Annotated in this window: 19 protein-coding genes and 2 tRNA genes; 15 read left to right on the forward strand and 6 right to left on the reverse strand. The window is 61.9% G+C overall.

The window, feature by feature from the left end; all coding sequences use genetic code 11:
• Positions 1-45 precede the first annotated feature (45 nt).
• Positions 46-528, forward strand: coding sequence for an Lrp/AsnC family transcriptional regulator (locus AC1RDS_RS17070; RefSeq protein WP_348682992.1), 483 nt, complete (start codon positions 46-48; stop codon positions 526-528).
• A gap of 63 nt (positions 529-591) precedes the next feature.
• On the opposite strand, the gene AC1RDS_RS17075 is transcribed toward AC1RDS_RS17070, so the two are convergent.
• Positions 592-670, reverse strand: a tRNA-Ile gene (locus tag AC1RDS_RS17075).
• A gap of 199 nt (positions 671-869) precedes the next feature.
• Positions 870-1,874, reverse strand: a complete 1,005-nt coding sequence (hrcA, locus tag AC1RDS_RS17080) for a heat-inducible transcriptional repressor HrcA (RefSeq protein ID WP_092699142.1) — start codon at positions 1,872-1,874, stop codon at positions 870-872.
• 28 nt (positions 1,875-1,902) lie between these two features.
• On the opposite strand from hrcA, the gene AC1RDS_RS17085 reads away from it, so the two are divergent.
• The 3 genes from AC1RDS_RS17085 to rapZ are packed head-to-tail and all read left to right on the forward strand — an operon-like array spanning position 1,903 to position 5,335.
• Positions 1,903-2,799, forward strand: a complete 897-nt coding sequence (locus tag AC1RDS_RS17085) for an NAD kinase (RefSeq protein ID WP_348682990.1) — start codon at positions 1,903-1,905, stop codon at positions 2,797-2,799.
• 2 nt (positions 2,800-2,801) lie between these two features.
• Positions 2,802-4,466: a DNA repair protein RecN gene (gene recN, locus AC1RDS_RS17090; protein ID WP_287878903.1), complete on the forward strand. Its 1,665-nt coding sequence runs from the start codon at positions 2,802-2,804 to the stop codon at positions 4,464-4,466.
• Positions 4,467-4,471: 5 nt separating this feature from the next.
• Complete coding sequence (rapZ, locus tag AC1RDS_RS17095) at positions 4,472-5,335, forward strand: RNase adapter RapZ (RefSeq protein ID WP_287878906.1); 864 nt, start codon at positions 4,472-4,474, stop codon at positions 5,333-5,335.
• Between the two features lie 31 nt (positions 5,336-5,366).
• On the opposite strand, the gene mutY is transcribed toward rapZ, so the two are convergent.
• From mutY to mutM, 3 genes are all read right to left on the reverse strand, one after another.
• Positions 5,367-6,419, reverse strand: coding sequence for an A/G-specific adenine glycosylase (mutY, locus tag AC1RDS_RS17100; protein WP_287878908.1), 1,053 nt, complete (start codon positions 6,417-6,419; stop codon positions 5,367-5,369).
• Positions 6,416-8,377 (reverse strand): dynamin family protein, encoded by a 1,962-nt coding sequence (locus AC1RDS_RS17105; protein WP_287878909.1) that lies wholly within the window; start codon positions 8,375-8,377, stop codon positions 6,416-6,418. Before AC1RDS_RS17105 ends, mutY begins: the two co-directional genes overlap by 4 nt.
• Positions 8,378-8,482: 105 nt before the next feature.
• The gene (gene mutM, locus AC1RDS_RS17110; RefSeq protein WP_287878939.1) at positions 8,483-9,298 is read right to left on the reverse strand and encodes a bifunctional DNA-formamidopyrimidine glycosylase/DNA-(apurinic or apyrimidinic site) lyase; all 816 of its coding nucleotides are present in this window, start codon (positions 9,296-9,298) and stop codon (positions 8,483-8,485) included.
• Positions 9,299-9,327: 29 nt separating this feature from the next.
• Between mutM and AC1RDS_RS17115 the strand changes: the two genes are divergently transcribed.
• The 7 genes from AC1RDS_RS17115 to pth all read left to right on the forward strand — a co-directional run bounded on the left by AC1RDS_RS17115 (position 9,328) and on the right by pth (position 15,161).
• Complete coding sequence (locus AC1RDS_RS17115) at positions 9,328-11,106, forward strand: tetratricopeptide repeat protein (protein WP_287878911.1); 1,779 nt, start codon at positions 9,328-9,330, stop codon at positions 11,104-11,106.
• Positions 11,106-11,642 (forward strand): lipoprotein insertase outer membrane protein LolB, encoded by a 537-nt coding sequence (locus AC1RDS_RS17120; protein ID WP_092699133.1) that lies wholly within the window; start codon positions 11,106-11,108, stop codon positions 11,640-11,642. The genes AC1RDS_RS17115 and AC1RDS_RS17120 overlap by 1 nt, the downstream gene beginning before the upstream one ends.
• A 9-nt stretch (positions 11,643-11,651) precedes the next feature.
• Positions 11,652-12,515: a 4-(cytidine 5'-diphospho)-2-C-methyl-D-erythritol kinase gene (gene ispE / locus AC1RDS_RS17125; RefSeq protein WP_348682985.1), complete on the forward strand. Its 864-nt coding sequence runs from the start codon at positions 11,652-11,654 to the stop codon at positions 12,513-12,515.
• Between the two features lie 22 nt (positions 12,516-12,537).
• A tRNA-Gln gene (locus tag AC1RDS_RS17130) sits at positions 12,538-12,614 on the forward strand.
• Positions 12,615-12,660: 46 nt separating this feature from the next.
• The gene (locus tag AC1RDS_RS17135) at positions 12,661-13,635 is read left to right on the forward strand and encodes a ribose-phosphate pyrophosphokinase (RefSeq protein ID WP_026437159.1); all 975 of its coding nucleotides are present in this window, start codon (positions 12,661-12,663) and stop codon (positions 13,633-13,635) included.
• A gap of 179 nt (positions 13,636-13,814) precedes the next feature.
• On the forward strand, positions 13,815-14,453 hold the full coding sequence (locus AC1RDS_RS17140) for a 50S ribosomal protein L25/general stress protein Ctc (RefSeq protein ID WP_092699129.1): 639 nt from the start codon (positions 13,815-13,817) through the stop codon (positions 14,451-14,453).
• A 99-nt stretch (positions 14,454-14,552) separates the two neighbouring features.
• Positions 14,553-15,161 (forward strand): aminoacyl-tRNA hydrolase, encoded by a 609-nt coding sequence (gene pth, locus AC1RDS_RS17145; RefSeq protein WP_092699128.1) that lies wholly within the window; start codon positions 14,553-14,555, stop codon positions 15,159-15,161.
• Positions 15,162-15,245: 84 nt separating this feature from the next.
• On the opposite strand, the gene AC1RDS_RS17150 is transcribed toward pth, so the two are convergent.
• Positions 15,246-15,503 carry a YfhL family 4Fe-4S dicluster ferredoxin gene (locus AC1RDS_RS17150; protein WP_092699126.1) on the reverse strand — a complete coding sequence of 86 codons (258 nt, stop codon included), beginning with the start codon at positions 15,501-15,503 and terminating at the stop codon, positions 15,246-15,248.
• A gap of 214 nt (positions 15,504-15,717) precedes the next feature.
• On the opposite strand from AC1RDS_RS17150, the gene AC1RDS_RS17155 reads away from it, so the two are divergent.
• From AC1RDS_RS17155 to AC1RDS_RS17170, 4 genes are read left to right on the forward strand one after another with little or no spacing between them, the layout of a single operon-like run.
• A complete protein-coding gene (locus AC1RDS_RS17155) occupies positions 15,718-16,680 on the forward strand; it encodes an ABC transporter permease (protein WP_287878923.1) in 963 nt (320 codons plus the stop codon).
• Entirely contained in the window at positions 16,677-17,558 is an 882-nt protein-coding gene (locus tag AC1RDS_RS17160; protein WP_092699124.1) for an ABC transporter permease, read from the forward strand. Before AC1RDS_RS17155 ends, AC1RDS_RS17160 begins: the two co-directional genes overlap by 4 nt.
• Positions 17,559-17,587: 29 nt before the next feature.
• The gene (locus tag AC1RDS_RS17165) at positions 17,588-18,595 is read left to right on the forward strand and encodes an ABC transporter ATP-binding protein (RefSeq protein WP_287878926.1); all 1,008 of its coding nucleotides are present in this window, start codon (positions 17,588-17,590) and stop codon (positions 18,593-18,595) included.
• Positions 18,592-19,542, forward strand: a complete 951-nt coding sequence (locus AC1RDS_RS17170; RefSeq protein WP_092699122.1) for an ATP-binding cassette domain-containing protein — start codon at positions 18,592-18,594, stop codon at positions 19,540-19,542. The genes AC1RDS_RS17165 and AC1RDS_RS17170 overlap by 4 nt, the downstream gene beginning before the upstream one ends.
• The last annotated feature ends 51 nt before the right edge of the window (positions 19,543-19,593 follow it).

The following is a 19,593-nucleotide window of genomic DNA, read 5'->3' on the forward strand; positions in this document are numbered from 1 at the left end:
TGCGATCTATAAAATCAAAAAAAGGCACAAAACACTGCCAGTACCATGAATCAAAGCACAAATTACCTCGATGCCACCGATCTGAAGATTCTTTCCGAGCTTCAGGCTGACGCCAGCCTGTCCAATGTCGAGTTGGCCCGCCGGGTTCACTTGTCGCCCTCTCCATGCCTGGCCCGCGTGCGGGCGCTGGAAGTACGGGGGTTGGTCCGGCAATACGTGGCGCTGCTTGACGCACAACAGCTGGGGCTGCATCTGAACGTGTTCATCTCCATCAGCCTCAAGCAGCAGAGCCGCCAGGCTCTGCAGGAATTTGAAGAACGCATCACCATCCGCGATGAGGTAATGGAGTGCTACCTCATGACGGGGGATGCCGACTACCTGTTGCGTGTGGCCGTGCCTGACATGCCGACGCTGGAGAGCTTCATCCTGGAACAGCTCTCGCCCATTGCCCAGGTAGAGAAAATCCGCTCCAGTTTTGCACTCAAGCAGGTACGCTACAAAACTGCGTTGCCACTGCACAATTTGTAGCCGGGGGTTTCGCGGGGTGCAATAACGAAAAAACCCCAGATGGTGAGGGCTGGGGTTTTGTTTTGGTAGGACGCCCGTGAGTCGAACACGGCACCAATAGATTATGAGTCTACTGCTCTAACCAAGCATGAGCTAGCGTCCCGAAATTTTTGGCTTTGTTACTTGGCTATTACACGGTGGCTTCGCTTTCGCCCCCGTGCAAGCTGTTGATTTTATTGAGCTTATTTCCTCACCTCAACATCTTGAACGATGTATTATGAGTCCTCTGCTCTAACCAACTGAGCTAACGCCCCTCGCGCCAACGCTGAAGCAGACGGGACACTGCAAGTATTGTAGGGTGTTTATTTGCGGTAACTGAGCGCGTTGGACACCAGCTTGGAAGTGATGTCCACGATCTGGATCATTCGGTCATAGGGCATGCGGGTGGGGCCGATCACCCCCAGCGTACCCACCACCCGGCCATCCACTTCGTAAGGTGCGCTAACAATCGAAAGCTCTTCGAACGGCACAACTTGGCTCTCTCCGCCGATGTAGATACGGACGCCCTCTGCCTGGCTGGAGATGTCCAGAAGGCGAAGTATCTGGGTTTTCTGCTCGAACAAATCGAAGGCCCTGCGAAGATTGCCCATGTCGCTAGAGAAATCGCTCACTGCCAGCAGGTTTCTTTCGCCAGAAATGACGACTTCATCCTGGGCTTCGGAAAGGGCTTCCGAACTGATGTTGACCGCAGCCTGCATCAATGAAGCGATCTCCCCTCGCAGCATGTCCACCTCCGATTTGAGCTTTTCACGGACTTGCTCCATGGCCAAACCGGCATAGTGGGCATTCAGGAAGTTGGCGGCCTCGATCAACTGCGACTGTGAATAGTCCACCTCGGTGAAGATGACACGGTTTTGCACATCGCCCTCCGGTGAAACAATGATCACCAGCAACCGGCGCTCCGAAAGTCGAAGAAATTCGATATGGCGGAACACGGAGGTGCGCCGCGGCGCCATCACGACGCCCACAAACTGGGAGAGGTTCGACAAAAGGTGCGCCGCATTGGCAATCACTTTTTGCGGCTGCTCTGGCGCCAGTTGTGGCGGCGTCAGGGGGTCCCGCTGCACCGTCAGCATGGTGTCCACAAACAGGCGGTAGCCACGCGCCGTGGGGATCCTTCCAGCGGACGTATGGGGGCTTGCGATCAACCCCAGTTCCTCCAGATCCGCCATGACATTGCGTATCGTTGCCGGGGATAGCTCCAACCCGGAAGCGCGTGAAAGGGTGCGAGAACCCACGGGCTGCCCATCGGCGATGTAGCGCTCGACCAGCGCTTTCAGCAACAACTTGGCACGGTCATCGAGCATGGAATGATTTTAATGATGTAATTTCGCGATGACGTCCAATTTCCGCCATGTTGCGCTTATCGGCAAGTATCAGGCAACTGCTGCAGGCGCCATGACCGATAGCTCGCGCCACGCCCTCGAAGAGATAGCTCAGTTTCTGGTTCGCCAGGGATGTCAGGTGGTGCTTGAAAAAGAAACCGCCATCAACACCAAACTGAGCACCTATCCCGCCATGGACGTGGACACCATTGGTGCCCAATGCGAACTGGGGCTCGTCGTTGGCGGAGATGGCACCATGCTCGGCATCGGTCGACAGCTCGCACGCTATGGCACCCCGCTGATCGGAATCAATCAGGGGCGCCTGGGCTTCATCACCGACATCCCCTTCGGCAGCTTTCAGGCGGCGCTCACTCCCATGCTTTGCGGAGAGTACGAAGAGGATTTGCGCCCCCTGATGCGCGCACGCGTGGTTCGTGGGCAGGCCACGGTTTTCGAAGCCCTTGCCATGAACGATGTCGTGGTGAACCGCGGAGCCACATCCGGCATGGTGGAGCTTCGCGTGGAAGTGGGCGGGCAATTCGTGGCCAACCAGAGGGCTGACGGGCTCATCATTGCTTCACCCACCGGATCAACAGCCTACGCACTTTCCGCGGGCGGCCCCATGCTCCATCCGTCCATCCCAGGGTGGGTACTGGTTCCGATTGCACCCCATACCCTTTCAAACCGCCCTATCGTTCTATCGGACGCCACCGAAGTGGCCGTCGAGATAGTGAGTGGCAGGGACGTCAGCGCCAATTTCGACATGCAGTCTCTGGCGTCACTGCTGCACGGTGACCGGATTCTTGTTCAGCGCTCCGAGCACAGCGTCCGGTTCTTGCACCCGCTCGGCTGGAACTATTTCGCGACACTGCGCAAGAAGTTACGCTGGAACGAAGGGGGCTCCTGATCATGGCGCTCAGGCGAATCACCCTGCGGGACTTCGTGATTGTTCGAGAACTTGCTCTGGATCTACAGACAGGCTTCACCGTGTTGACCGGGGAAACCGGGGCCGGCAAATCGATTCTGGTGGATGCGCTGCAACTGGCACTGGGCGCTCGCGCGGATGCAGGGTACGTGCGTGAAGGTGCCCGCCATGCCGATGTGTGCGCGGAATTCGATTCCCCCCACCACTTGCAGCCATGGCTCGAAGAAGCGGGGATAGAGGCCAACGATATCTTGCTACTGCGCAGAACCGTGGACACCCAGGGGAAAAGCCGAGCGTGGATCAATGGCACGCCGGCGACCGCAACACAACTGCGCTATCTCGGGGATCAACTATTGGACATTCATGGCCAGCACGCATGGCAGAGTCTGACCCGCCCGGATTCCGTGCGCGGCTTGCTGGACGCTTATGCGGGTATTTCGCTGCAGGAATTGGCCGCAAGCTGGACCCAATGGCGTGTCGCCCAGAAGATCCTGGAGGAAGCACGTGCGGCCCAATCATCTCTTCAGCAAGAGCGCGAGCGGCTGCAATGGCAAATTGCTGAAATCAGCAAACTGGCCCCCGGAGACGATGAGTGGGTGGACCTGGAAATCCAGCACCAGCGTCTCTCGCACGCCCACACGCTGCTGGAAGCCGCTCAGGATGCACTGGCAACCCTTGACGAGGAGGAGTCGGGCGCACATTCCAGACTGACGCGCGCGGTCTCACGACTGCAAAACCACGAACAGCTTGAACCGGCATTTGGCGACCTGGCAAATATCCTCTCGTCCAGCCTGGCGCAAACCAGCGATGTCATCCGCTCGCTGCAAGCCTATCTGAGACGTACCGACCTGGACCCGGAACGTCTTGCAGATCTCGACCTGCGCGTGTCGCAATGGATGACTCTGGCGAGGCGCTACAAGCGTCAACCTTCAGAATTGCCCGCCTTGCTGCAAGCTTGGAAAACAGAACTGTTGCGTCTGGACGCTGCAGCCGACCTCGCCAGCCTCGAATCAACCCAGGCGAGCACCGCCAAAGCCTACCAAACCATCGCACGCGCCATTTCGCGCGGTAGGACAAAGGCTGCTCCCCAGCTGTCCGCAGCCATCACACAGGCGATGCAGGGCCTGGGAATGACGGGAGGCGTGTTTGAGGTTTCGGTGACAAAGGCCTCTGAACCCGCACTGCATGGATTGGACGACGTTGCCTTTCTCGTGGCAGGCCACCCTGGCATGACGCCGCGCCCCATCGGCAAGGTCGCATCTGGCGGAGAGCTGTCACGGCTTTCCCTGGCCATCTCCGTGACCACCAGCGAACTGGGTACGGCACCCACCCTCGTTTTTGACGAAGTGGATTCCGGCGTCGGAGGGGCCGTGGCAGAAACGGTGGGTCGATTGATGCGGCAACTGGGGCGCGACCGGCAGGTGCTGGCAGTCACCCACTTGCCGCAGGTGGCAGCCTATGCAGACCACCACCTCATGGTGTCCAAACGTCGCGATGCGGCCGGAACCACCAGCACTGTCGCGCCGCTTTCGGGCGAGCAGCGGATTGCAGAAGTGGCCCGCATGCTCGGCGGTGAACACCCCACTGGAACCACCCTGGCGCATGCCAGCGAAATGCTGGGCCTTGCCGCTACCCCCCCAAAGGTGTGATGACCATGTCGCTGGAAATTGTGCTGATCACCGGGATGTCTGGCTCGGGAAAATCCGTGGCATTGCATGCGATGGAGGATTCCGGCTATTACTGCGTTGACAACCTGCCCCCTGAATTGCTCCCCGCCTTTGTGGCACTGGAACACAAGCACCACGGGAACCGCGTGGCAATCGCCATGGATGTGCGCAGCGCCACGTCACTACCGCAAGTACCCCGGGAACTGGACCGTCTGCGCAAACAGGGGGTGATTGTTCAGTCCATCTTCCTGGATGCCACCACAGAAACACTGGTTCGCCGTTTTTCTGAAACACGGCGTCGCCATCCTTTGTCGCATGATGATGTTCCAGATGGCCGTCGAGCACTCACGCAAGTGATTGAACTGGAGCGCGAGTTGCTGGCCGATCTGCGGGAGCAGGCACATGTCATAGACACCAGCACGATCAGGGCATCCCAGCTCCAGAGCTATGTCAAAGACCTGATGCCATCGGCGCCTGGGCAGCTCACACTGGTTTTCCAGTCGTTCGCATTCAAGCGGGGAATTCCCGTGGATGCCGACTATGTGTTCGACGTCCGGATGTTGCCCAACCCCCATTACGAGCCCGCGCTGCGCGATCTGACAGGACTGGATGCCCCCGTCGCGGACTTTCTACGCCAGCAGGTGGATGTGGGGCTGATGGGCCAGCACATCGAGAAATTTCTCTCCTATTGGCTGGACATGCTGGACCGAAACCACCGAAGCTATGTGACGGTAGCCGTCGGATGCACGGGCGGTCAGCACAGATCCGTCTATCTCGTGGAGCAATTGGCCCAGGCATTCAGCGACCGATGGACCGTTCTGCGGCGCCATCGCGAGTTGGATGGTCGCTGAAAACGGGTGCCACAGCGACGTCCCGCCGAAATTACAGCCCGGCCAGTAGCTTGCGAACGGGGGCAGGAAGACCCATGCCAGCGATCTGTTGCGCAGTAAACCAGCCTCCGCCATCGTCTGGTGTTGTCTTGCGATATTGCCGCACGATCACAGGATGCAAGTACAGATCACGATGGGTCAGCACATGAAGGAAGGGGGGCACCTCCTCCATGGTTTTCGCAGAGGGAAGCCCTGCTGCATCGCAAAATGCCGACACATCCGACCGAAGGGGAAAGATTGGCACGCAATACAGGCCAGCCCATATGCCTGCCGACGGGCGACGGGACAGCCAGAATTTTCCCGCAGGATCCTCCAGGACCATGAGCCACCACGATTCTGAGCGGCGCTTGAGCTTGCGCGTTCTCACGGGATACCGTTCGGGCTCCCCAGCGCGATGTGCGACGCACAAAGTCTGCAAAGGGCATTGCGGACAAGCGGGATTGCGAGGCATGCACAAGCTTGCCCCCAAATCCATCAAACCCTGGGTATAGCGCGGCATCGCCGCATCAATGTCCGCCGATGGCAACAAGGCCTGCGCATGTGCCCACAATGTCCGCTCATTCCGGGCCACGGCGAGATCCTCATCAAAACCCAGCACGCGTGTCAGCACCCTTCGCACGTTGGCGTCCAGGATGGGCGTGCGCTCCGCAAAACAGAAAGCCGCAATCGCGCCGGCCGTTGAGCGCCCAATTCCGGGCAGCGTAGCCAGCACCTGCGCACTGCGGGGAAAAACCCCACCGTGCTCGCTGACAACGGTCTGCGCACAGCGGTGGAGATTGCGTGCCCGGCTGTAGTACCCGAGGCCACTCCACAGAGCCATGACCTCATCCAGCGAGGCGTTGGCCAATGCGCTCACATCGGGGAACCGCTCCAAAAACCGTGCGTAATAGCCCAGCACCGTGCTGACCTGGGTTTGCTGCAGCATGATTTCAGACAGCCAGACCCGATAAGGATCGCGTGTCTGCTGCCAAGGCAGGTGGTTGCGTCCGTGGATTGCCTGCCAACGAACCACCCGCGTGGCAACATCTGTTTCCGAAAGAATCATGCAGGCATCAGTCCGGGGCGTTCTGTGGCCTCCGCCGAGACGGGCAACGCTATCAACTGGGCTGTCAGTTCGGTCAAGCGTCGTTCCAGTTGAATGAGTTCCTCTTCACCCGCCTCGATCTCTGAAATTCGCTCCACCAGGCCAGTGGCTGCATGCTGAATCCGGTCAACCGCCTCTATGCGTCTGGTAAAACTCCGACGGCGCTCACGCAACTGGGCGTCCAGTTGAGCCGTAGCAGACTTGCTCCACAACTCCAGATCATTGGCCGCCGACTCGTACACCGTGCGCAAACGCATGGCCAAGGCACGAACCAGGCGCTCGGCGAATTCAGGCTGCGCCAGCTTCAGGACATTGCCGACCCCAAGGTATTGCAGATGGCTCTGCTCAATCTGCGAGAGTTCCTGGACAAAGTGTTCGAGTTTCGGAGGGGGGGGCACCTGCAAAGAAAACCCGAATTCCGCATTCAACTGGCGAAACGTGCCCCCTAGCATCGCCTGTATTTCAATACTGGATGCTTGCGCTTTATCCATCGTTCCCCTGAGTTTTTCAAAGGTCTGGACGTAGATCTTGCGCACACCGAGCTTCAGCCCTTTTTGCTGGAGCATTTGCGCCAACTCGGTCAACTCCAGCTTGAGGGACTTCGCCCCCAACTGATGAAAAACCTCCCGCAACAGCTTGAGATGCACCACACGAACCGCCTGAATCTTGGCAGCGCTCATATCAAACTCGCGCTGTTCCTGCTCAACACGGTGGCGCATCGATGCGATCACCGAGGCATTTTTGCCCCTGAGACTTCGCAGTTCGGCCATCTGATCATCCAAATCCCTGCGACGAATGTTGATGACACGCGCAGTTTCAGCACGCAAACCCGCCACCCCCGTTGCCACGGCAGCACGCAGGATGGCTTGGCGACGGCCCATGATCCCCCTGGCAAGCGCCCCTTCCAATGAAGGCAGGCCGCTGGATTCGAGAAGAAGATCGTCACAGGTGATCTTTGCCAGCAGTCCCTTTTGTGCAGAAACAGGCACCACCTGCGCCAGCGGCACACCCAGCATTTCCGCAGAGATCGCGCATTGCCGATTCATCTGCGCAACGATTTCGTGCGGCGAATTGAGGGTGTCCCACAAGGTGTCAATCTTGTTGAGAACCACCAGCCGTGCTTCCAGGCTTTCAGCAGACGTCGCCAGGTGCTCTCGCCAGATCGCCAGGTCCGAACGGGTAACTCCCGTGTCTGCACTCAAGATGAATACCACCGCATGGGCCTGCGGAATGAGATTGACGGTCAACTCGGGCTCGGCGCCCACCGCATTCAATCCCGGGGTGTCCAGAATCACCAAACCTTGCTTCAGCAAGGGATGGGGGATATTGATGATGGCATGGCGCCACATCGGCACTTCCACCAAGCCATCCGCATCAGGCACCGGGTTGTCATCTGCCAGCTCGTCGTGCCAGAACCCAAGCGCCCGTGCGTTATCCAGCGTAACTTTTCGAACCTCGGCCACCTTCTCCAGCGCTTTGGCGATCTGGTCGGCATTGTTGACATCCAGCGGAATTTCCACCCAGCGATCGGGTTTCAACCGCCATTCGGCAAGGCCCTGCAGCTGCAACCGGGTATCGATTGGCAGCAGCCGAAGGCAGGGTGCCACCGAAGCGTCATAGCCCAATTCCGTGGGGCACATCGTCGTGCGGCCGGCGCTGGCAGGCATGATGCGACGGCCATAGCCGGCAAAGAAGATGGCGTTGATCAGCTCTGATTTGCCACGCGAGAACTCCGCAACAAAAGCCACCGTCACCTTATCGCTGCGCACCTGTGCTTCCAGGCGATTCAGCCGCTCCTGAACCGCAGCATCCATGAGCTCGTGATCAGACATCCACTCGGACAGACGGCGAATCTGGTGCGCAAACTCACGCCGCCAGAGGCCGTGCTCGTCGAACTGCTCGTTGAATGATGGTCCCACTTTGCTCCCGGAGTGCAATGCACGGTCTATGCGTAGATATTCGCAAAATATAGCATTGACGGTGTCGTGGATGCGCTCTATGTGCCGACTGCCAGCACCGCCCCGTTACGCGCGTTGGCATCGAGGACAAAAATAGCTGCTGCGCTGCCCCTGGCGAAGCAGCTGGATGGCGCTGCCACAGTGGTGGCAGGGAGCGCCATCCCGCCCATACACATTCGCTTCGTGCTGGAAATGCCCGGCCATCCCGTCGGCGCTGGAAAAGTCCTTCAGCGTACTGCCGCCAAGTTCCACCGCACGCGCCAACACCGTCCGGATGGCGTCAAAAAGCCTGCGCGCCCTCTGCGGACCTATGCGCTGCGCGGCCACGGTGGGACGAATGCCCGCCAGGTACAACACCTCGGACGCATAGATATTGCCCACACCCACGACCAGACGCCCCGCCAGCAACACCTGCTTGATGGGTGCACGACTCGCCTTGAGCCCTGTCTCGAAGGCGGGGTAGGTAAAGACGTCAGACAGCGGCTCCATCCCCAGTCCGCCCAACAATTTCTGTGCAACTGCAGTCTGCTCGTCTGCCGCATACACCACGGCACCAAAACGCCTGGGATCATGCAAGCGCAGCGTCCCCTGGGAGGTCATCACGTCGAAATGATCGTGCGCGCCCGGCGGGGGCAGATCAGGGCTGAAGCGCAGGCTTCCGGACATGCCCAGATGCAGCAGCAGCAGGCCGGAATCCAGATCCACCAGCAAATATTTGCCCCTTCGGCGTATCGAAACCACCTTGCGCCCCACCAGCGATTGCGGCGCACACCCCAACGGCCACCGCAATGGCTTGCCCACCCGAACCGACTCGATCCGAGCCCCGGCAATGGCCTGCGCAAAACTGCGGCGGGTGACTTCCACCTCGGGTAACTCAGGCATGCCGCCGCCTTGCAAACAGGTTGAAGAGCATGGATTATTATGACCCGATGGTGCCATCTCATCGCTTTCGAACAGCCCTCCTCACCGCCGCTCTGCTGGCAACAGCCACCACGGGATGGACGCAGTCCGGGGGACAACCGAGCAGCGCTGATGTTGCCCCCCCGCACATTCCCAGCGCACAGCTCGATGCCGAGCTTTTCTATGAAATTTTTCTGGGCGAGCTGACCACCCAGTCCGGAGATCCCGGAGCGGGTTACTCGCTGATGCTGGAAGCGGCGCGGCGCAGCGGAGACAGCGCCTTGTATCGGCGTGCCGCCGATATTGCCCTGCAAGCCCGGTCTGGCGACTACGCCTTGGCAGCGGCACGGGCATGGAAAGAGGCGCAGCCCCAATCGCGAGAAGCCAACCGCTACACGTTGCAGATTCTCATTGCACTCAACCGCATCGGCGAGACCCCGGAACTGCTGCGACAGGAGTTGGCGCAAATGCCCGCCGCCTCCAAAGCCGAGGCCCTGTCCGCCCTGCCCCAGATGTATGGCCGCGCCAGCGACAAGTCACTGGCGGCAAATGTAGTGGAGCGGGCGCTCACCGATGAACTTCTGCACCCCGCCACGGGTCCTGCAGCGTGGACCGCACTGGGCCGCATGCGCCTGGCGGCCGGCAACAAGGCGGGCGCCCTGGATGCGGCTCGCCAGGCACTGACGCTCGACGGAGCCAACACGGTTGCCATGCCGCTGGTCCTGGAGCTGATGGAAGAGAGGGTGACAGAAGCAGAGTTGCTGGTCACCACCCACCTTGCCAAACACCCCGACCCGGACCTGCGCACGGCATATGCCCGCGTCCTGCTGGGCCAGCAACGCTACCCAGCCGCACGCCAACAACTGGAGACAGTGACGCGCGACAAACCGGATCTGCGGGAAGCATGGCTTGCCCTTGCCACGCTGCAATTTCAGGACAACCGACTACGCAATGCGGAAAAATCACTGCAACGCTACATGGAGCTGACAAATGCCGCCACTTCAGACCCGGATCTGCAGCGGCGTGGGCTGACCCAGGCCTACCTTCTCTCGGCACAAATTGCCGAGAAGAACAAAGACTACGCCGCGGCCGAATCCTGGCTCGGGCGCATCGAAAACTCGGAAGAGATGCTCAGCGCACAACGCCGCCGCGCATCCCTGCTTGCACAACAGGGCAAACTTCCTCAGGCACGCGCCCTGCTGCGCGGACTGCCAGGAAATACCCCCAGCCATGCCCGCATGAAACTGCAGGCAGAGGTGCAGCTGCTACAGGAAATGCGCTTGTACAAGGAGGCTTTGGCCGTCCAGGCGGAACTGGTAGCCCAGGACCCGGAAGACAATGAACTGGTTTACGACCAGGCCATGCTGGCCGAAAAATCAGGCGATCCGGCCATGATGGAGCAGTTGCTGCGACAGCTGATTGAACGGAAGCCCGATTACCACCACGCCTACAACGCCTTGGGATACTCCCTCGCAGAACGGGGCTTGCGCCTGGAAGAAGCCAAAGGCCTGATCTCCAAGGCACTGGAATACGCGCCTGGCGATCCCTTCATCACAGACAGCCTGGGCTGGGTCGAATTTCGCCTCGGCAACAGCGCCGAGGCCTTGCGCCTGTTATCGATCGCCTTCAAGGCCCGGCCCGATGCTGAAATTGCAGCGCACCTTGGTGAAGTCCTCTGGAGCACCGGAAACCGGGCACAGGCCTCCAGTGTCTGGCGCGAAGGCTTGCGCCTGAACCCAGACAACGAAACACTCAAAGACACCCTGAAACGACTGGGAGCCATGCCCTGATGCCGCATGCCACGCCACAGGGTCTGCAGCCGCAAGGCGCAACCCAAAGGCTGCCCCACTGGTTTGCTTCCTTGCTCGCGGTTTTTGTTCTGCTGCTGGCCGGCTGCGCCCATCCGCCGGCCACACCAGAAAGCCCCTATCGCGCCCCGTGGACAGGACGCCTGGCATTGCAAGTGGAAGAAACGGCGTCGCAGTCTTTTTCTGCATCTTTTGAGCTCTCCGGATCGGCGCAGCAAGGCCAATTCGTCTTGTTCAACCCTCTTGGCAACACCCTCGCACGGATCCAGTGGAATGCCAGCCACGCAGAGATCACCACGGGCCAAAACACCCGGGAGTCCGAATCATTGGATGCCCTGCTGCGGGATGTGCTGGGCACGGATATTCCGGTCGCGGCACTGTTCAACTGGCTCGAAGGCACCCATGTGGATGCCGTTGGCTGGCAGGTCGATCTGTCGGCCATCTCCGCCGGGCGGTTGGTGGCGCAACGCCACACGCCGACGCCACAGGCCACATTGCGAATCATCCTGACCCGCTGATACCACTTCATGCTCGCCCTGTACGACGTGCCGGCTCCGGCCAAGCTCAACCTCTTCCTGCATATCACGGGCCGACGAACTGACGGCTACCACCTGATGCAGTCCGTCTTCATGTTGATCGACTGGTGCGATACCCTGCATTTCGAGTTGCGCAATGATGGCCGCATCACCCGCGAGGACCTTGGCCCTCCGCTTCCCGACATCGACCTGACCGTACGCGCAGCACAGGCCCTGCAAACAGCCACCACCTGCCCCCTGGGCGTTCACATCGGTGTGCAGAAAAGAGTCCCTGCGCAGGCGGGCATGGGCGGCGGCTCGTCAGACGCGGCCTCCACGCTGCTGGCCCTCAACCGCCTCTGGAAACTCAACCTGCCCCTCACCGCGCTGGAAGCGATCGGATTGAAACTGGGCGCCGACGTGCCATTTTTTTTGCGCGGCCGCAACGCCTGGGTAGAGGGAATTGGTGAGATAATCACGCCGCTTGAGAAGGCAAGTCAACTACCGCAAGCGAGCTTTGCAGTAGTGAAGCCCGAGGCGGGTCTGGAAACGAAATCAATTTTTTCTGCTCCCGATCTGAAACGTGATTCAGATAGTGCTACAATCTTAGGCTTTGCTGCAGCACACTACAATTTCGGTTGTAATGACTTGCAACCAGTTGCCCAGGCCTTGTGCCCCGAAGTGACCCAAGCCCTCCAGTGGCTCGAATCACGCGGTTTGCAAGGGCGAATGACCGGTTCAGGCAGTGCAGTGTTTGCGCAAATATCGCATGCTGTTGATCTGCAAAACGCCCCCAGTGGCTGGCAGGTCAGGACATGTGAAAATCTGATGGTTCATCCTCTGGCAGGATGGGCTTCAGGCAAGAATGAAGGTTGACTGCTTTGCAGTTGACCTGTGTAGGGGAGTCGCCAAGCTGGTTAAGGCACCGGATTTTGATTCCGGCATGCAAAGGTTCGAATCCTTTCTCCCCTGCCAAATTTCTTTTCGCGTACGGGCTCTTTTTTCAGACTGCTGGGACGCTATGCAAGCCAACCAACCCGACTTCATGGTTTTCACCGGCAATGCCAATCCTGGCATGGCAGCTGAAATTGCCCAACACCTTGGCACCACTCTGGGTGCTGCGGATGTGGGTCGCTTCTCCGACGGCGAAGTCACCGTCGAAATCAAACAGAACGTGCGGGCCCGCGACGTTTTCGTGGTGCAGTCCACCTGCGCACCCACCAACGAAAACCTCATGGAGCTGCTGATCATGGTGGATGCGCTCAAACGCGCCTCCGCAGAGCGCATCAGCGCCGTGATCCCCTACTTCGGCTATGCCCGCCAGGATCGCCGTCCCCGCTCCAGCCGGGTTCCGATCTCTGCCAAGGTGGTCGCCAACATGCTGCAGGCCGTAGGCGTGGCCCGTGTGCTGACCATGGACCTGCATGCCGACCAGATCCAGGGCTTCTTCGACATTCCCGTCGACAACATCTACGCGTCGCCCGTTCTGCTGGGCGATCTGCGCCAGAAGAACTACGAAGACCTGATCGTCGTTTCGCCCGATGTGGGCGGAGTGGTGCGCGCCCGGGCCCTTGCCAAGCAGCTCGGCTGCGACCTGGCCATCATCGACAAGCGTCGCCCCAAGGCCAACGTGTCCGAAGTGATGCATGTGATCGGCGAGATCGAAGGCCGCAACTGCGTGATCATGGATGACATGATCGACACCGCCGGCACCTTGGTGAAGGCCGCCGAGGTACTCAAGGAGCGTGGTGCCAAGAAGGTGTATGCCTACTGCACCCATCCCATTTTCTCGGGCCCCGCCATTGAACGCATCGCCCAGGGCTCTGCCCTCGACGAAGTGGTGGTGACCAATACCATCCCTTTGAACGATAACGCCAAGGGATGCACCAAAATCCGCCAGCTCTCCGTGGCTCCGCTGATCGCCGAGACGATCCAGCGCATTGCCAAGGGTGAGTCGGTGATGAGTTTGTTCTCGGACCAAGAGAATCTTTTCTGAGCGTCGGCCCCGCCTCTCGCGAGGCATGGTGGTTGTCGCCGGTTCAGATGCTTGCAAGCCTCCCTCGGGAGGCTTGCCTGTTCGGGGGCATTGTTGTGGGCTTGCCGCCATCCGGGCGCAACAAGCCTTTTTTCAACAGGGAATGACTGGTCGCGGTCGTCCCTTTTCAGGAGCTAACTATGAACTTCGTCGCTTTTGAGCGCGCCAAGCAGGGTACGGGTGCGAGCCGCCGTCTGCGCAATTCGGGCAAGACGCCTGGCATCGTGTATGGCGGTTCCGCCGAACCTCAACTCATCGAGATCGACCACAACGCACTGTGGCACGCCCTCAAGAAGGAAGCCTTCCACTCCAGCGTGCTGGACATGGAACTGGCCGGCACCACCTCCAAGGTGCTGCTGCGTGACGTGCAATACCACCCCTACAAGCAACTGGTGCTGCACATCGACTTCCAGCGCGTGGACGAAAAGACCAAGCTGCACATGAAGGTGCCACTGCACTACAGCGGCGCCGAAGAATCCGACGCAGTCAAGGTGGACAAGTGCCTGGTGAACCCCATCGTGAACGAACTCGACGTGACCTGCATGCCTTCGGACCTGCCAGAGTTCATTGCCGTGGACCTGAGCACGCTGAAGAAGGGTGTTTCCCTGCACCTCAAGGACATCAAGCTGCCCAAGGGCGTGAACGCCGTGATCCGTGGCGGCCAGAACAACAACCCCGTGCTGGTTTCCGTGGCCAACCCCGTGGTGGAAGTGGCTGCACCTGCTGCCGACGCAGCACCTGCCGCCGATGCCAAGGGCAAGGGCAAGGGCAAGAAATAAGACCGGCGCACCGGTCTCTGCGGCCTGCCTCGGCAGCGCCGCATCCAACGGCCCACCTGTGTGGGCCGTTTTCATTGGTAGCTACCGATAATTGCGCACATGATCAAACTGTTTGTGGGCCTGGGCAACCCGGGGCCCGACTACGAGGCCACCCGCCACAACGCGGGGTTCTGGTGGATAGATGCACTGGCGCGCGAACTCAAGGCCACGCTGGTGCCCGAGCGCAGCTACCACGGCCTGGTGGCCCGCACCAGCGTGCATGGCCAGAGTGTCTGGCTGTTGCAGCCCCAGACCTTCATGAACCTGTCAGGGAAATCGGTGGCCTCGCTGGCGCGGTTCTTCAAGATCCAGCCCGAGGAAATCCTGGTGGCGCACGATGAACTGGACATTGCGCCCGGCCAGGTGAAGCTCAAGCGCGGTGGCAGCCATGCCGGGCACAACGGACTGCGGGACATCCATGCCCAACTCGGTTCACCCGATTACTGGCGCCTGCGCATCGGCATCGGCCATCCAGGCGTCAAGGCCGAAGTGGCCAACTGGGTGCTGAAAAAACCCTCGCCCGACCAGCGCACCCTGATCGAGGACAGCATCCAGCATTCGCTCAAGGCCCATGCCGCCATGCTGGCGGGCGACATGGAAAAAGCCACGCTGCTGGTCCATACCACCAAACCCCCGCGTCCCAAGCCGCCGCGCCCCGAAGGCCAGTGACATTCCGCAGCGGCTGCACCCTCGGGAACTACTATTTTTATAGCGCCTGGCACTGAATGGACAAGTGCCAGAGGCACTAAACCCTCAAACCTTGGTGGCCGCCTGCAGCCTCTGGAACTTCTGCCACAGTGTTTCCCGGCTCTCCACATGCCGGGGGTCCACCGGGATGCACGCCACCGGGCACAGCTGCACGCACTGGGGCTCGTCGAAGTGGCCCACGCATTCCGTGCACTTGTCGGGGTCGATCTCGTAGATTTCCTCGCCCACAGAGATGGCCTGATTCGGGCACTCGGGCTCGCACACATCGCAGTTGATGCACTCGTCGGTGATCCTCAGCGCCATGCGGACCTCCCTGCGGAAAGCGGGCAGGCCGGATGCGGATACGGAGAGTTCAAGAAGACGGTCATGCCTTGGATTATCCCGCGCCCCTGCCCTGCACCGCCTGGACCTGCGGCACAACACACCACTGCGATCATGGGTGCTTTGCCGGTATGCTGCGCAGGCCGCCTTCTCCAACCGGCTGAAGCACACGGACAAGCACCACCCGCACCAACCCATGGGTTTCTTTCGTTTCAAGCGATTCCTGACCCTTCTGGCCACGCTGCTCGGTGCATCGGTGGTCGTGTTCCTGGTGCTGGACATCCTGCCGGGCAATGCCGCCCAGGTGCTCATGGGGCCCGATGCCTCGCCCGACGCGGTGGCCGCCCTTGCCACCCAACTGGGGCTGGACCAGCCCGCTGCGCAGCGCTACTGGCAATGGATGAGCGGCCTGCTGGTGGGCGAGATGGGCGACAGCTACACCTATGGCAGCCCGGTGCTGGAACTGGTGCTGGAGCGCCTGGCGCTGACGGTACCGCTGGCGCTGATGGCCATGGTGCTCAGCACGGTGCTGGCGCTCGCGGCCGGCCTTTACGCCGCCGCGCGCCACAACCGCTGGGGCGATGTGGGCACGATGGGCCTGGCCCAGCTGGGCATTGCCATCCCCAATTTCTGGTTCGCCATCCTGCTGATTTTGCTGTTCTCGGTGAAGCTGCAGTGGTTTGCCGCCGGCGGGTTCCCGGGTTGGACCGAAGACAGCGGTGGCAGCCCGCTGGCAGCCCTGAAGGCGCTGCTGCTGCCGGCCATCGCCCTGGCCGTGGTGCAGGCGGCCATTCTGGCGCGCATCACGCGCTCGGCCGTGCTGGATGTGCTGCGCGAGGATTTCGTGCGCACCGCGCGCGCCAAGGGCCTTTCGCGGCGGGCGGCGCTGTGGGGCCATGTGCTGCGCAACGCCATGATCCCGGTCATCACCGTGATGGGCCTGCAGTTCGCCAACCTGCTGGCCGGCACCATCGTGGTGGAGAACGTGTTTTATCTGCCAGGCCTGGGCCGGCTGATCTTCCAGTCGATCGCCAACCGCGACCTGATCGTGGTGCGCAACTGCGTGATGCTGCTGGCGGCCATGGTGGTGGTGGTGAACTTTGTGGTGGACCTGCTGTACGCAGTGATTGACCCCCGGGTAAAGGCCAGCGACATATGAATCAGTCCGCCGCCACCAGCACCCCGCCCGCCCCGGCCCTGACTGCGGGCTGGCTGCGTCGCGCCCTGCGCCACCGCAGCTTTGTTGCCGGTGCGGTGCTGGTGTTGCTGCTGCTGGCCGCCGCGGCCCTGTCGCTGGTCTGGACGCCCTGGTCGCCCTACGACATGGACCTGCCGGCCAAGCTGCAGCGGCCCAGCAGCCAGCACTGGCTGGGCACCGATGCCTTTGGCCGCGACGTGGCCTCGCTGCTGCTGGTGGGCGCGCGCAACTCGCTCCTGGTGGGCGTGATCGCGGTGGGCATTGGCATGGGCCTGGGCGTGGCACTCGGGCTGCTTGCCGCCGCGCGGCGTGGCTGGGTGGAAGAAGCCATCATGCGCCTGGCCGACTTCACCTTCGCCTTTCCGGCCATCCTGTCGGCCATCATGATGACGGCGGTGTTTGGCGCGGGCACCATCAACTCGATCATCGCCATCGGCATCTTCAACATTCCCACCTTTGCGCGGGTGACGCGGGCTTCGGCCAACGCCGTGGGGTCGCGCGATTTCATCCTGGCGGCACGGGCCTGCGGCAAGGGCAGTGTGCGCATCACGCTCGAGCATGTGCTGCCCAACATCGCCTCGGTGCTGATCGTGCAGGCCACGGTGCAGTTCGCCATTGCCATCCTGGCCGAGGCGGCGCTGTCGTACCTGGGCCTGGGCACGCAGCCGCCGCAGCCGTCCTGGGGCCGCATGCTCAGCGACGCCCAGACCCTGATGTTCCAGGCGCCGCTGCTGGCCGTGTGGCCCGGCGTGGCCATTGCCCTGGCCGTGCTGGGCCTGAACCTGCTGGGCGACGGCCTGCGCGACCTGCTCGACCCCCGCCTGACCCGCCAACGCTGATGCCGACCGACCACCCACCCACCGCACCCATGCCCTTGCTGCAGGTCACCCAGCTGTGCATTCGCCTGCACACCCACCGGGGCACCGCCGATGCAGTGCGCGGCATCGACTTCACGCTGCGTCGCGGCGAAACCCTGGGCCTGGTGGGCGAATCGGGCTGCGGCAAGTCGCTCACCGCCCTGGCGCTCATGGGCCTGCTGCCCGAAGCCGCACAGGCCAGCGGCAGCATTCTTCTGGATGGGCAGGAACTGGTAGGGCTGGACGACGCCGCGCTGTGCCGCCTGCGCGGCAACCGCATCGGCATGGTTTTCCAGGAGCCCATGACGGCGCTGAACCCCGTGCACCGCATTGGCGACCAGGTGGCCGAGCCGCTGCGGCTGCACCGCGGCCTGGGCCGCACAGCCGCACGCCGCGAGGCCCTGGCCCTGCTGGAGCGCGTGGGCATTGCCGACGCCGCCCGGCGCCTGGACGACTACCCGCACCAGTTTTCGGGCGGGCAGCGCCAGCGCATCACCATTGCCATGGCGCTGGCCTGCGGGCCCGATCTGCTGATTGCCGACGAGCCCACCACGGCGCTCGACGTGACCGTGCAGCAGCAGATCCTTCAGCTCGTCGGCGACCTGGTGGCCGAGCGTGGCATGGCGCTGATCCTGATCTCGCACGACCTGGGCGTGATTGCGCAGAACGCGGACCGCATGCTGGTGATGTATGGCGGCAGCGTGGTGGAGAGCGGCCCCACGGAGGCAGTTTTTTCGGCCATGGCCCACCCCTATACGCGCGGCCTGTTTGCGGCGCGCCCGCAGCTGGTGCCGCGCCGCGCCGGCGAACGCCCCCGCCTGTCCACCATCGCGGGCACCGTGCCCGAGCTGGCCCACCTGCCCGCCGGCTGCCCCTTTGCCGGGCGCTGCGGTTTCACCGTGGCCGCCTGCCACAGCACCGCACCGCCGCCCGTGCCGCTGGCGGCTGGGGGTGCGGGGCACCTGGCACGCTGCATCCGGCTGGATGCGGTGGCCGCCGCGCAAGAGGCCAACGCATGAATTCCGCAAACACTGCTGAATCGATAGCTTCTGGCGCGCACTCCATAAACGCCACAGAGCCATCTGACTCAAAAATTCCCGCCACTTCGCAGCCCCCCCTGCTGCAGGTCACGCAACTGGTGCGCCACTACCCGCTGCCGCGCACGCACCTGTGTCAAACGCCGCAGCAGGTACAGGCCCTGCAGGGCGTGGACTTGCGCGTGGAGTCGGGCCGCAGCCTGGGCATCGTGGGCGAATCGGGCTCGGGCAAGTCCACGCTGGCCCGACTGGTGATGGCGCTCGACACCCCCACCGCCGGCACGGTGCACCTGCTCGGTCGCGACCTGCACCGCCTGCCCGCCGCCGAGCTGCGGCATGCGCGGCGCGACTTCCAGATGGTGTTCCAGGACCCCTATGGCTCGCTGGACCCGCACCAGAAGGTGGAGCGCATCGTCACCGAGCCGCTGCAGGCCCAGGGCCGCACCAGCCGTGCCGAACAGCGCGAGCAGGCCGCGCAGGTGCTGGCGCAGGTGGGCCTGCGCAGCACCGACCTGGGCAAATACCCGCACGAGTTCTCGGGCGGCCAGCGCCAGCGCATCGCGATTGCGCGTGCGCTCATCACCCACCCCCGCCTCATCGTGGCCGACGAGCCCGTGAGCGCGCTCGATGTCTCGGTGCAGGCGCAGGTGCTCAACCTGATGCTGGATTTGCAGCAGCAGTTCGGCATCACCTACCTGCTCATCAGCCACGACCTGGCCGTGGTGAACCACCTGTGCGACGAGGTGGTGGTGCTATACCAGGGGCGCATCGTGGAGCGCGGCACGCCCGAGGAACTGCTGTTCAATGCGCAGCACCCCTACACCCGTGCCCTGGTCAGCGCCGTGCCGCGCATCGAGCCGGGGCGCGCCCGGGCACTCCGGGCAGAAATGGCACAAGGGGCCGGCGAAGCCCTGCGCCCCATGGTGTAAAAAGAATCCTTTCTGACCAAGGGCGCCCCTGCAAGCGGGCCCCATCGACCT

This window comes from Acidovorax sp. GW823-FHT02H02 (assembly GCF_058797075.1).